The sequence below is a fragment of the Stutzerimonas balearica DSM 6083 genome (assembly GCF_000818015.1).
Lineage (GTDB): Bacteria > Pseudomonadota > Gammaproteobacteria > Pseudomonadales > Pseudomonadaceae > Stutzerimonas > Stutzerimonas balearica.
The window spans coordinates 2,456,626-2,469,746 of record NZ_CP007511.1; the positions used below are offsets into that span (position 1 = coordinate 2,456,626).

The following is a 13,121-nucleotide window of genomic DNA, read 5'->3' on the forward strand; positions in this document are numbered from 1 at the left end:
ATCGGTCAGCGCCTCTCACAGTCGCTCGCGCATTGGTGCAGCCTGCGCCAGGTCCTGCAGTTCGCGGCTGGCCACGGCGTACATCGCGTAGTCGGTTGCCGCCCCACCGCGCAGCTCGCCGAGCATGCCGCGCCAGCGTTCGACTTGCCCCTGCCGCTGGGCCAACCAGCTGTCGAGGCGCTCATGCAGGCCGCCCTCGCCTACATCCGGCTGCAGCACCGAGACCGTCATCGCCCGCTGCTGGCTGTCGAGATCGTCGCGGAAGGCCTCGCGCGCGAGCGCCTGCCAGTTGTTCTCCACCGGCAGGGCCGACAGCTGCTGCCCGTACCAGGGCAGCTCCAGCGCGTCGCCCACGGCGAAATAGGCGGCCGCGACATCGGCGGGTGCCTGCCCGGTCTCATCCGCCGCCTCGAGTACCGGCAACAAGGTGTAGAGGTGGCTGGTGCCGGCGACCAGGCGCGCGAGCAATTCCGGCACACCGGCTTCGACGTACTGCTGGTAACGCGCTTCCCAGAACTGCCGCGTCGAGCCCTGCAACAGCTCATTGAGCTTGAGCCCCAGCGCCGCCACGCGGGGTCCGAAATGGCCCACATCTCGCGCTGCGTCGAGCTCGCCGCGCCGGTTGCGCAGGAACCAGCGGGTGGCGCGCCGGCCGAGGCGGACGAGCTCTTCCATCAGTTTGAGCTGCAGCTCGGCGGGAATCCGGTAGTCCAGTGCCTCGATCTGGCGGAACCAGTGCGGCAGGTGAAAGATGTCGCGCACGATCACATAGGCGCCGGCCACGTTCGCCGCGCTCATGCCCGTCGCCTCTTTCAGGCGCTGCACAAAGGCGATGCCCATGTTGTTGACCAGGTCGTTGGCGATCTGCGTGCTGACGATTTCACGCTTGAGCCGATGCTGGCGCATGGCATCGCGATAGCGCTCGCCAAGGAGGGTGGGAAACGCCGTTTCCATCTCCCGGGCCAGGTAGTCGTCGTCGGGCACGCGCGAGTGCAGCAGCGCGTCCTTGAGCTGGATCTTGCTGTAGGAAATCAGCACCGACAGCTCGGGGCGGGTCAGCCCCTTGCCGAGGTTGCTCCGCTCGGCCAGCGCTTCGTCGCTCGGCAGGTATTCCAGGCCGCGATCGAGCAGGCCATCGGCCTCCAGCGCGGCGATCAGGCGCACATACTCCCCGCCCCGCTCGCCGGCTCGGTATTGAGCCTGGGAAAGTGCCTGGGTCTGCTTGTAGTTGTTGTGCAGCACCAGCTCGGCAACCGCCTCGGTCATGTCGGCCAACAGCTGGTTGCGCTGTTTGCCAGTCATGTCGCCAGCACGCACCAGCTCGTTGAGCAGGATCTTGATATTGACCTCGTGGTCCGAACAGTCCACGCCGCCCGCGTTGTCGATGAAATCGGTATTGCTCGCCCCGCCGTGCAGGGCGTACTCGACGCGCCCGAGCTGGGTCATGCCGAGGTTGCCGCCCTCGCCCACGACGCGGGCGCGCAGCTCGTTGCCATTGACCCGCACCGCATCGTTGGCCTTGTCACCGACATCGGCATGGCTCTCGGCGCTGCTCTTGACATAGGTGCCGATGCCACCGTTCCACAACAGATCGACCGGAGCCTTGAGCAGCGCGTGAATGAGCTCGGCCGGGGTCAGCTGATCGGCGTCGATCGCGAAGCGCGCCTTCATCTGCGGGGTGATGAGGATACGTTTGGCCGAGCGGGGGAACACCCCGCCCCCGGCGGAGATCAGGCCGGCATCGTAGTCGGCCCATGACGAGCGCGGCATTTCGAACAGGCGCTGGCGCTCGGCGAAGCTCACCGCCGGATCGGGGTCCGGATCAATAAAGATATGCAGATGGTTGAACGCGGCCACCAGCTGCAGTGTGCTCGACATCAGCAGACCATTGCCGAACACGTCGCCCGCCATGTCGCCAATGCCGATGACGGTGATCGGATCGGTCTGTACGTTGATGCCACGCTCGCGGAAGTGTCGCTGCACCGATACCCAGGCGCCGCGCGCGGTGATGCCCATCTTCTTGTGGTCGTAACCGGCCGAGCCACCGGAGGCAAAGGCGTCGCCCAGCCAGAAGTCGTAGTCGGCCGCAATGCCGTTGGCGATGTCGGAGAAGGTCGCGGTGCCCTTGTCGGCGGCCACGACCAGATACGGATCGTCCTCGTCGTAGCGCACCACGCCGGCAGGCGGCACCACCTGCCCCTCTTTCAGGTTGTCGGTCAGGTCCAGCAGGCCGCTGATGAAGATGCGATAACAGGCGATGGCCTCGGCCTGAATCTCGTCGCGCGTGCCGCCAATTGGCAGCCGTCGCGGAACGAAGCCACCCTTGGCTCCGCCCGGCACGATTACGGCGTTCTTGACCTGCTGCGCCTTGACCAGCCCGAGCACCTCGGTGCGGTAGTCCTCCTCCCGGTCAGACCAGCGCAGCCCGCCGCGGGCGACCTTGCCGCCGCGCAGGTGCACACCTTCGACGCGCGGCGAGTAGACGAAGATCTCGAACATCGGCGCCGGCCGCGGCATCTCCGGGATCGCGCGCGGGTCGAACTTGAAGCTGAAGTAGTCCTTGGCCTTGCCCCCGGCATCAGGCTGATAGAAGTTGGTGCGCAGCGTCGCTTTGATCAGCGCGAGATAACGCCGCAGGATGCGGTCCTCGTTGAGCACCGCGACCTCGTCCAACGCACCGAGCACCGCCTGCTCGAGCCGCTGCTGCTTGTCGCTCAGGTCTTCCTCGCTCATCTTGCGCGCCAGGTAGAAACGCATCTTGAACAAGCGCACCAGCTCGCGCGCGATCTCGGTGTGGTTGAGCAGCGCGCTGGCGATGTAGCCGAGGTCGAAGCCCATGCGAATCTGCTTGAGGTAGCGCGCGTAGGCACGCAGTAGCGCGACCTCCCGCCAGGTCAGCCCGGCGGCGAGCACCAGCCGGTTGAACCCATCGTTCTCGGCATCGCCGCGGCTGATATGGATGAAGGCATCCTGCAGCGGCTCGTTGATTTCCAGCAGATCGATTTCCAGGCCTTCGGAGTAGGTAAAGGCGAAGTCGTGGATCCAGTATTCGCGGCCATTGCGATCGAGCATGCGATAGGGAAACTCGCCGAGCACCCGCAGGCCGAGGTTTTCCATGATCGGCAGCACATCGGACAGCGGCAGCGGCGTGTCGATGTGGTAGAGCTTGCAATGCAGGGTGCGCTCGTCGGCACTGATCGGCTGATAGAAGCTCATCACCAGAGGCCGCTCGGCGCTCAGGCTCTCGATATGCTGCATGTCGACCACCGCCGACTGCGGCGTGAAGCGCTCGCGGTAGCCGGCCGGGAAGCCTTTGGGGAATTCGTCGAGCAGGGTCGTGCCCCGCGCCTCGCCGAACCGCTCCACCATCAGGCCGGCGTAGTCGGCCTGCCAGCTGCGACAGGCCTGAATCACCTCCTGCTCCAGACGCTGCGGGTCCACCGCTACCGGCCGGTTCGGGTCCAGGCGCAGGATGAACTGCACCCGGGTTAGCACCGACTCGGAAAAATAGGTGGAGAACTCGCAGCCGCTGGCATCGAGCCGGTCGACCAGTACCTGCTGGATCTTCAGGCGCGTTTCGGTCGAGTAGCTGTCGCGCGGTACATAGACCAGGCAGTAGCAGAAGCGCCGGTAGGGATCGAAACGCAGGAACAGGCGCAAGCGGTTGCGTTCCTGGATCTGCACGATGGCGACGGCGTTGTCGAACAGCTCGTCGGTCGAGGCCTGGAACAGCTCGTCGCGCGGTAGCACCTCGAGGACCTGCGCCAGCTCCTTGTTCAGATGGGTCGACCCGCCGAAATCGGCGCGGGCCAGCACCGCGTCCACCTTGCGCCGGATGAACGGAATACGTCGCACGCTCTGCGTATACACCGACGAGGTGAACAGGCCCATGAAGCGGCATTCGCGCACGACCTGGCCGGACTCGTCGAACTCGCGCACCGACACGTAATCGGGATAGGCCGGGCGATGCACCCGGCTTTGCGTGGAGGCCTTGGCGAACGACAGCAGCAGCGGCTCGCGCAGGTAGGCGACCGATTGGGGCATCAGCCGCTGGTCGTCCTCGCTCAGGTTGGTTCGCAGCGTACGGGACAAGCCGAGCAGCGAGGCCTCGTCATACTGGATGTGGCCGACGCCATCCTGCTCGACGACGCTGAATTCTTCATAGCCGAGAAAGGTGAAATGGTCGTCGGCGAGCCAGCGCAGGAAATCACGGATCTCCTGCAGCTCATCGGCATCCACCGGCAGATTGGCCAGTTCCAGCCGCGCCTGGGCTTCGTCCGCCCTCGCCTTCATCATGGCGAAGTCGCCCACCACCTGGCGCACGTCGCCGAGTACCGCCTGCAGCGCCTGCTCCAGCTCGCGCAGTTCGGCGGTGCTGGCACAACGGTCGATCTCGACAAAGATCAGCGACTCCAGGCCACCGTCCGCCGGCGCGGCGTCGCGCGGCAGCAAGGCCTGCAGCACACCATCGGCATCGCGGCGCACGTTCAGCACGCTGTTCTGCAGGGTGTGGATGCTCAGCCCGCGCCGCGTCAGCTCCATGCGTACCGAATCGACCAGAAACGGCATGTCCGGGTGCAGCACCTCGACCACGGTGTGCGTCGATTGCCAGCCATGCTTCTCGAAATCCGGGTTGAACACGCGGACCTCCGGCTGGGCCGGATCGAAGCGCTCCAGCAGGCGCCAGCTGGCCAGGGTCGAGCCGACCAGGTCGGCCATGCGCCGTTCGGTCAGCTCACTGAGAGAGACGATGCCGAAGAACTGCTCGGCGAACAGGCCCAGTTGGGCAAGGAGAGGATCATCGACATGCTGTGCCAGGGCCGCGCGCAATTGCTGCTGGAAATCGGCCTTGCTGGCGGCGGTGAAAAACGCCATGTAGGGCTCCGCTGCTGATGCAAGAAAAGGAAGGGTCGGCGTAGTGACTGACGCCACAGGGCCAAGGTTCAAGGTTAGTCTAGCCAGGCATAAATGCAGTAAAGTGACGCCCCCTGGCCCCCGACTCCTGCGTCACGACCGCCGCCTGCAATGCACGAGCGCGATCGAGCGCAGCCGTGCCGGCGCCGTTTGCGGAAGTATCGAAACGATGGATCACCGTGAAGCGATCGTCGCTCTGCGACAGTTTCTTTCCAGCCAGATTCTTGGTCAGGACCGCCTGATCGAACGCCTGCTGATCGCCCTGCTCGCCGATGGTCACATGCTCGTCGAGGGCGCGCCCGGCCTGGCCAAGACGCGTGCGATCAAGGAGCTGGCCGAAGGTCTGGAAGCCGAGTTCCACCGCATCCAGTTCACCCCCGACCTGCTGCCTGCCGACATCACCGGCACCGAAATCTATCGCCCGGAAACCGGCAGCTTCGTTTTCCAGCAGGGGCCGATCTTCCACAACCTGGTCCTGGCTGACGAAATCAACCGCGCCCCGGCGAAGGTTCAGTCGGCGCTGCTCGAGGCGATGGCCGAACGCCAGGTCAGCGTCGGCCGCAGCACCTATGACCTGCCGCCGCTGTTCCTGGTGATGGCCACGCAGAACCCGATCGAACAGGAAGGCACCTATCCGCTGCCCGAAGCGCAGCTCGACCGCTTCCTCCTGCACGTGAAGATCGGCTTTCCGGACGCCTCGGTCGAGCGGCGCATCCTTCAGCAGGCGCGCGGCGAAGCCATTCACGGCGAGGCCGCACCCGAACAGCGGATCAGCCAGCAGGTGATCTTCGCCGCACGCAAGGAGATCCTCGGCCTGTACATGGCCGATGCGGTGGAGGAATACCTGGTCCAGCTGATCATGGCGACGCGCACCCCGGCCAAGTACGATGCCGAGCTCGCCGAGTGGATCGCCTACGGCGCCAGCCCGCGCGGCTCCATCGCGCTGGACCGCTGCGCCCGTGCGCACGCCTGGCTGGCGGGCCGCGACTTCGTCAGCCCCGAGGACATCCAGGCGATGCTCTTCGATACCCTGCGCCATCGCCTGATCCTGTCCTTCGAGGCCGAAGCCGCCGGCATCGACCAGGACCGCGTACTGCAGCGCATCCTCGACGTGGTGGCGGTTGCCTGACATGCACACCCCGGCCGCAGCAGCATCGCCGGCCGGCAGTGGCCTGCGCGTCGACCTTGCCGAACTCATCGAGTGGCGCCACCGCGTGCGCGAAGTCCCCTTGTTCTCCACGCCGCATCGCCGCAGCCCGCTGATCGGCCTGCACCACTCCAAGCTTCGCGGCCGCGGGGTCGACTTCGACCAGGTGCGCATCTACCAGGCCGGTGACGATGTGCGCACCATCGACTGGCGCGTCACGGCCCGCACCCAGGAGCCGCACACCAAGCTCTTCCACGAGGAGCGCGAGCGACCAATCTTTCTTGTCGTGGAGCAGAGCCGCCGCCTGTTCTTCGGCAGCGGCCGGGTGTTCAAGTCGGTGCTCGCCGCGCAGGCCGCCAGCCTGGTCGGTTGGGCCGCGCTGCACCACAACGACCGTGTCGGCGGCCTGGTCTTCGGCGCCAGCGAGCATCACGAAATCAAGCCGCGACGCAACAAGCAGAGCCTGCTGCAGTTGCTCGACCGCCTGGTGCGCGCGAACCGGGCGCTCGACTGCGACACGCCCGAACAGCCGGAAGCCTTCTCGCTTGCCCTGCGCCGCGCCCGCGAGGTGCTGCGCCCCGGCAGCCTGGCGGTAGTCCTCTGCGACGAGCGCACCCTGGGCGACGCCGCCGAACAGCAGCTGAGCCTGCTGGCGCGCCACGTCGACCTTCTTTTACTGCCACTGTTCGACCCCCTCGACCACGCCCTGCCGGCCGCCGGCCTGTTGCGCTTCGCCCAGGGCGCGGCACGCCTGGAGCTCGATACGCTGGACGCCCCGTTGCGCCAGGCCTATCACCGCCAGGGCGAGGCGCGCCAGGCGCGTTGGCAGCGCCTGGCCGACCGCTTGCGCGTTCCGCTGATGCCGCTGGACACGCAGAGCGACCTGGTCGAACAGCTGCGCAGTCATCTGAGCCTTCGCCCGAGCGCCCTGGCATGAACCCGCTGGAGCAGCTGGCCCCGCCGATCCTGCCACCGGCCGTGAGCTGGTGGCCGCCTGCACCTGGCTGGTGGTTGCTCGCCTTGCTGCTGGTGGCTGCGCTGCTCGGCCTATGGCGTCTGCGCAGCCGGTTGCATCGACCGCGCCCGCAGACGGCCGCCCCGGCACCGCTCGAGCCGAGCCGTCAGGCGGCTCTGGACGAATTGGCCCGACTGAGCAAACCCTACGGTCAGCAACCCGCCAACGAATGGCTGCAACAGCTCAACGGCCTGCTCAAGCGCCTGTGCCGGGCGCGCTATCCAGACGACCATCCGCACACGCTGAGCGGCCGTGCCTGGCTCGCCTTTCTCGACAGCCGCTGCCCGGCCGCCGGCCTGACCCGCTGGATGGTGCTGGTCGAAGGCGCCTACCGCCCGCAGTGCCGGCTCGACGATAAAGCCATCGATGGCCTCGAGCAGGCCGTCGACATCTGGATTCGCAAGCATGTTTGATCTCGCCTGGCCCTGGGCCTTTGCCCTACTGCCCTTGCCCTGGCTGCTGCGCTGGCTGCTACCGGCGGCCGACAACGGCGAGGCCGCGCTGAAGATCAGCTTTCTGCCCGAGCTCGAGTCGCTATCCGGCCGCCGGGCGCGCATCGCCCTGCCCGGCTGGCGCCAGCAGTTACCCTATCTCACCGTCTGGTTGCTGCTGCTGTTCGCTGCGGCTAGGCCGCAATGGCTCGGCGAACCCCTGCCGTTACCCACCAGCGGTCGCGACTTGCTGTTGGCCGTCGATGTGTCCGGTTCGATGGACTACCCCGACATGCGCTGGGAGGACGAGGACATCACCCGCCTGGAGCTGGTCAAGCGCCTGCTCGGCGACTTCATCGAAGCCCGCGAGGGCGATCGGGTCGGCCTGATCCTGTTCGGCAGCAAGGCCTACTTGCAGGCGCCGCTGACCTTTGACCGGCGAACGGTGCGCACCTGGCTCGACGAAGCGATCGTCGGCATTGCCGGCAGCAACACCGCACTCGGCGACGCCATCGGCCTGGCGGTCAAGCGTCTGCGCGAACGGCCGGCCAAGAGCCGCGTGCTGGTGCTGGTCACCGACGGCGCCAACAACGGCGGCGAGGTCGACCCGTTGGTTGCCGCTCGATTGGCCGCCGAACAGGGCGTGAAGATACACACCATCGGTATCGGTGCCGCACCGGAGGAAACCGGTGTACTGAGCCGCTTCGGTTTCAACCCGGGGCTGGAGCTCGACGAGCCGACGCTGCGTGCCATCGCCGAGGCCACCGGCGGTGCCTACTTCCGTGCCCGCAGTCGGGAAGAGCTGCAGGCCATCGGTGAAACCCTGGACCAACTCGAACCCGCCGCCCAGGCGCCCACCCGCGCTCGCCTAGCCGAGCCGCTGCATGCCTGGCCACTGGCTGCGGCGCTCGCCATCAGCGTGCTGCTGGCCATGGCGCAGCTCTGGCAGGCGCCGCTGGCACGCTGGCTGGCGCGCCGGGAGCCCGGCGAATGAACGCGCTCATGCCATATCTGTTGCGCCCCTGGTGGCTGCTCGCCGTGCCCGTACTCGCCTGGCTGCTCTGGCGACTGTGGCATCGGCAGCGCCAGGTCGGCCGCTGGCAACGCCTGATTCCTGCCGCGTTTCAAGCGGTCCTGCTGACCCAGGGCCGCCAACGCACCAGCCGTCTGCCCTGGGCCCTGCTGGCACTGGGCTGGGCGCTCGGCATGCTCGTGCTGCTTGGGCCGAGCTGGCAGCGGCTGGAGCAACCGAGCCTCAAACGCGCCGACCCGCTGGTGGTCCTGCTGGAAATGACGCCGGCCATGCTCGCCGGCGATGTCCCGCCGACCCGGCTGGAACAGGCGCGCCGCAAGCTGCTCGACCTGCTCCTCGCGCGCGCCGATGCGCACACTGCGGTGGTCGTCTACGCCGGCAGTGCCCACACGTTGGTGCCGCTATCCGACGACCTGGCGACCACCGCCAATCTACTGCAGGCGATCAAGCCCTCGCTGATGCCCGAGAGCGGCCAGCGGGTGGATCTGGCAGTCGAACAGGGGCTGGCCCTGCTCGAGCAGGGCGCGCAAGGGCGCGGCCGACTGCTGTTGATCGGCACCGGTATCCCCGCCGAACAGCAACAGGCGATTGGCCAGCAGTTGGGCGACGACGGCGAGCGGCTGCTGATTCTGGGTGTCGGCACGCCCGAAGGCGCCCCGATCGCGCGCGCCGAAGGCGGCTTCGTCAAGGATGCCGATGGCGCCATCCTGATTCCGCGCCTGGACGACAACGGCCTGCGCCGCTTCGCCACGCAACTGGGCAGTCGTTACCAGCAGGCGCGCCTCGACACGGCCGACCTCGATAGCCTCGGCCTGCTCGACCGCACGGGCGCCATCGTCCGGCAGCCCGAACGTCTGCGCCTCGATGCCTGGCTCGACCAGGGCTACTGGCTGCTGTTACCGCTGCTGCTGGTTGCCGCCTGTGCAGCCCGTCGCGGCTGGCTGTTCGGTCTCGCCCTGCTGCTCGTGCAACCCGCTCCGGCCGACGCCTTCGAGCTGCGCGATCTCTGGCTGCGCCCCGATCAGCAAGGCCAGCGCCTGCTCGACGAGGGACGCCCGGGCGAGGCAGCCGAGCGCTTCGCCGACCGCCGCTGGCAAGGCATCGCCCGTTACCTGGCCGGTGACTACGCGGCGGCCATCAGCCACTTCGCCGAAGGCGACAGCGCGGCCGATCACTACAACCGAGGCAACGCCCTGGCGCGCTCCGGCGACCTCGAGGCGGCGCGGGAAGCCTACGAACAGGCGCTGGACATGCAGCCCGGGCTCGAGCCCGCGCTGCAGAACAAGGCCCTGGTCGAAGAACTGCTGCGCCAGCGCGACGAAGCGGCCCAGGCCGCCGAAGCGCCGGAGCCGGGCGAGCAAGGCCGGCAGGCTGAGGACGGTGGCCAGCCTTCGGCTGCATCGCCGGAGCAGGGCAACACGCAAACCGCGCAGCGCCCGGCCGACCAGGCCAGCACTTCGGACACCGAACAGATCGCCCAGACGCCCGCCGAAACCGATAGCGCCGCGTCGGCCAGCAGCGATGCGCCGCGCCCGATCAGCGAGCAGTACCAGGCCGCCGAGCAGTGGCTCCGACAGATCCCGGACGATCCGGGCGAGCTGCTGCGCCGCAAATTTCTCTACGAACAGCGCAAGCGTCAGGAAGCGTCCCAATGATCCGCCTATTGTTTGCCCTGGTTCTCGCCTGCGCCGCGCTGAGTGCCCAAGCCGCAGGGCTCGCCGCCAGCGTCGATCGCACTCGCCTGAGCCTCGACGAAACCTTGGAACTGACGCTCGAAGCGCGCGACGCCGCGGTATTCGGGCGGCCCGATCTGCAGCCGCTGAACGAGCTGTTCGAGGTCTACGACACGCGTCAGCTCAACAGCCTGTCCAACGTCGGCGGCGAAGCGCAGGCGGTCACTCGCTGGCTAACCACGCTGCGCCCGCGCCGTACCGGCTACCTGATCATTCCGTCGCTGCAGCTGGGCGACTGGCACAGCGACCCCATCACCGTGTTCGTGCAGGAGGCGCGCGGCAATCACGACAGCGCCCTGCTGGCACCGGTGTTCATCGACGCCAGCGTTGACCGCGAGAGCGTCTACGTTCAGGCACAGATCATCCTGACGCTGCGTATCTATCACTCCGTGTCGCTGTACGACGACAGCACGCTCTCACCGCTGCAGATGCCCGATGCGCTGGTCAAGCGGCTGGGCGAGCCACGCACCTACGAAAAGGACATCAATGGCGTCCGCCACGGCGTGATCGAGGTGCGCTACGCGCTGTTTCCGCAGAAGAGCGGGCGGCTGCAGATTCCCAGCCAGCTGTTCAGCGCCACGACGGTGGCCAGCGGCAACGACTATTCGATCCTCGGCCCGCGCCCGGGGCGCTCGACCCAGGTCAAGTCACCGACCATCCCGGTCGAGGTCAAGCCCAAGCCGCGGGACTACCCGACCGACGCCCCCTGGCTGCCGGCCACGTCGCTGACGCTGGTCGAGGCCTGGAGCGGCGACCCGGGCAAGGCACAGGTTGGCGACTCGCTGACCCGCAGCCTGCTGATCAAGGCCGAAGGGCTTACCAGTGCGCAGTTGCCCCCGCTCGGCAGCGCGCCTGGCGACGGGCTGCGGCGCTACCCCGATCAGCCGGGGCTGGCTGACGAGACCGGCCCGAACGGCGTGGTCGGCAGCCGCGAGGATCGCGAAGCGCTGGTGCCGACTCGTGCCGGAGAGGTCGAGCTGCCGGCGCTGGAGGTCGTCTGGTGGAACGTCGAGCAGGATCGGCTCGAGCGCACCAACCTGGCCGCACGCCAGCTCAGCATCGCGGAAAACCCGCAGCTCGAAGAGGCGCCGCTGAGCGGCCCGGCCGAGCCCCGCCGCGCCGCTGCCAAGCCGCTCTGGCCCTGGCAGCTGAGCACCGCCCTGCTCGGCCTGACCACCCTGCTGGGTTTCGGGCTCTGGTGGCGGGCTCGTCGACAGCCGCCGGTGGTGCAGCGCAGCGCTGCCAGCGGGCCGACCCCGCGCAGCCTGCTCGACGATCTCCGGCGGGCCTGCCAGGCCAACGATACCCAGGCCACCCGCCAGGCGCTGGACGCCTGGGCGCGGCAGCAGCCGGAAACCCTCGCCGAGATGGCCGCTCGCTTCGTGCCGCTGTCCGAGGCACTGGACGGCCTCAATGGTGCGCTCTACAGCGAGACCGGGCAGCGCTGGCAGGGTGAAGCGCTGTGGCAGGCGATCCGCTCGCTGCCACCGCTGGAAACCCCCACTGCCGAACAGGACTCGGGCGCGCTGCCGCCGCTCTATCCGCGCTGAGTCCGGGCACCCTGGCATATCGCTTGCTACGCACCGGCAGGACCCGCCTGCCGCGCGCAGCAAACGACAAGGCCGCTTTCATGACCGATATTCCCTCTGCCCGCCCGGACGCCCTCGCCTGGGTCAACGGCAGCGACGCCCCCGAAAAGAACAGCCTCAACCTCGGGTTCATGGCGCTCACCGATGCAGCCTCGCTCATCGTCGCCGCCACCCAGGGCTTCGCCCAGCCCTACGGACTTACCCTCAACCTGCACCGCCAGCACTCCTGGTCGGCGCTGCGCGATCGCCTCATCGATGGCGAGCTCGATGCCGCCCAGGGCCTCTACGGCCTGATCTACGGCGTTCACCTCGGCATCGGCGGCAGCGCGCCGGTCGATATGGCGGTGCTGATGGGGCTGTCGCAGAACGGCCAGAGCATCAACCTGTCGTCCTCGCTGATGGAAGCCGGCGTGACCGACGCCGAGGCATTGCGCCACTGCGTGCGCCAAAGCGGTGCACGTCTGACCTTCGCGCAGACCTTTCCGACCGGCACCCACGCGTTGTGGCTGTATTACTGGCTGGCGGCCCACGGCATCCATCCGCTGGAGGATGTGCGCACGCTGGTCGTGCCGCCAGCGCAAATGGTCGGCCATCTGCGCAGCGGGCATATCGATGGCTTCTGCGCCGGCGAGCCCTGGGGTGCGCAAGCGGTTGCCGAAGGCTCGGGTTTCACCCTGGCCACCAGCCAGTCGATCTGGCCGGATCATCCGGAAAAGGTGCTTGGCTGTACCCGTGCCTTCGTCGAGCAGTACCCGAACACCGCGCGCGCGCTGATCATGGCGGTCCTGGCCGCGAGCCGCTTCATCGACCAGAGCGACGAGAACCGCCGCAGCACCGCTCAGCTGCTCGCCGCAGCGGAATACGTCGGCGCCCCGCTCGAGGCGATCGCACCCCGATTCCTCGGCCAGTACGCCGACGGCCTCGGCCACACCTGGCAGGATGCGCACGCCCTGCGCTTCTTTGGCGAGGGCGAGGTGAACATGCCGTACCACTCCGATGGCCTCTGGTTCATGACCCAGCTGCGCCGCTGGGGCCTGCTGCGCCAGGACCCGGACTACCTCGCCGTGGCGCGCAGCGTCCAGCAGACCGCGCTCTACCGGGACGCCGCCAGCGCGCTGGGCATTGCCGTGCCCGAATCGCTGATGCGCACTAGCCGCCTGATGGACGGCAGCCACTGGGACGGCAGCGATCCGGCCGGTTATGCACGCGGCTTCGCGCTGCATGCCCTGAGCGATCTGCCGATCGCCAATCTGTCCTGA

The 13,121-nt window shown here is 67.8% G+C and carries 8 protein-coding genes; 7 read left to right on the plus strand and 1 reads right to left on the minus strand.

Going from position 1 to position 13,121, the window contains the following annotated elements; all coding sequences use genetic code 11:
- Positions 1-15: 15 nt before the first annotated feature.
- A complete protein-coding gene (locus tag CL52_RS11120) occupies positions 16-4,875 on the minus strand; it encodes an NAD-glutamate dehydrogenase (protein ID WP_041105006.1) in 4,860 nt (1,619 codons plus the stop codon).
- A gap of 208 nt (positions 4,876-5,083) precedes the next feature.
- Between CL52_RS11120 and CL52_RS11125 the strand changes: the two genes are divergently transcribed.
- The 7 genes from CL52_RS11125 (at position 5,084) to CL52_RS11155 (ending at position 13,121) form a co-directional block, all read left to right on the plus strand.
- Positions 5,084-6,043 carry an AAA family ATPase gene (locus CL52_RS11125; RefSeq protein WP_041105004.1) on the plus strand — a complete coding sequence of 320 codons (960 nt, stop codon included), beginning with the start codon at positions 5,084-5,086 and terminating at the stop codon, positions 6,041-6,043.
- A 1-nt stretch (position 6,044) separates the two neighbouring features.
- Positions 6,045-6,998, plus strand: a complete 954-nt coding sequence (locus CL52_RS11130; protein ID WP_043220631.1) for a DUF58 domain-containing protein — start codon at positions 6,045-6,047, stop codon at positions 6,996-6,998.
- Positions 6,995-7,489 carry a DUF4381 domain-containing protein gene (locus CL52_RS11135; protein ID WP_041105000.1) on the plus strand — a complete coding sequence of 165 codons (495 nt, stop codon included), beginning with the start codon at positions 6,995-6,997 and terminating at the stop codon, positions 7,487-7,489. The genes CL52_RS11130 and CL52_RS11135 overlap by 4 nt, the downstream gene beginning before the upstream one ends.
- Positions 7,482-8,501: a vWA domain-containing protein gene (locus CL52_RS11140; protein WP_043220633.1), complete on the plus strand. Its 1,020-nt coding sequence runs from the start codon at positions 7,482-7,484 to the stop codon at positions 8,499-8,501. The genes CL52_RS11135 and CL52_RS11140 overlap by 8 nt, the downstream gene beginning before the upstream one ends.
- On the plus strand, positions 8,498-10,195 hold the full coding sequence (locus tag CL52_RS11145; protein ID WP_043220635.1) for a VWA domain-containing protein: 1,698 nt from the start codon (positions 8,498-8,500) through the stop codon (positions 10,193-10,195). The genes CL52_RS11140 and CL52_RS11145 overlap by 4 nt, the downstream gene beginning before the upstream one ends.
- Complete coding sequence (locus CL52_RS11150; protein ID WP_041104995.1) at positions 10,192-11,823, plus strand: BatD family protein; 1,632 nt, start codon at positions 10,192-10,194, stop codon at positions 11,821-11,823. The genes CL52_RS11145 and CL52_RS11150 overlap by 4 nt, the downstream gene beginning before the upstream one ends.
- Positions 11,824-11,903: 80 nt before the next feature.
- Positions 11,904-13,121: a CmpA/NrtA family ABC transporter substrate-binding protein gene (locus CL52_RS11155; protein WP_043223146.1), complete on the plus strand. Its 1,218-nt coding sequence runs from the start codon at positions 11,904-11,906 to the stop codon at positions 13,119-13,121.

What these genes read in the sequence shown, in the direction of transcription:
- CL52_RS11120 (WP_041105006.1), bottom strand. Translation starts at nt 4,875, where the DNA reads ATGGCGTTTTTCACCGCCGCCAGCAAGGCCGATTTCCAGCAGCAATTG.
- CL52_RS11125 (WP_041105004.1), top strand. Translation starts at nt 5,084, where the DNA reads ATGGATCACCGTGAAGCGATCGTCGCTCTGCGACAGTTTCTTTCCAGC.
- CL52_RS11130 (WP_043220631.1), top strand. Translation starts at nt 6,045, where the DNA reads ATGCACACCCCGGCCGCAGCAGCATCGCCGGCCGGCAGTGGCCTGCGC.
- CL52_RS11135 (WP_041105000.1), top strand. Translation starts at nt 6,995, where the DNA reads ATGAACCCGCTGGAGCAGCTGGCCCCGCCGATCCTGCCACCGGCCGTG.
- CL52_RS11140 (WP_043220633.1), top strand. Translation starts at nt 7,482, where the DNA reads ATGTTTGATCTCGCCTGGCCCTGGGCCTTTGCCCTACTGCCCTTGCCC.
- CL52_RS11145 (WP_043220635.1), top strand. Translation starts at nt 8,498, where the DNA reads ATGAACGCGCTCATGCCATATCTGTTGCGCCCCTGGTGGCTGCTCGCC.
- CL52_RS11150 (WP_041104995.1), top strand. Translation starts at nt 10,192, where the DNA reads ATGATCCGCCTATTGTTTGCCCTGGTTCTCGCCTGCGCCGCGCTGAGT.
- CL52_RS11155 (WP_043223146.1), top strand. Translation starts at nt 11,904, where the DNA reads ATGACCGATATTCCCTCTGCCCGCCCGGACGCCCTCGCCTGGGTCAAC.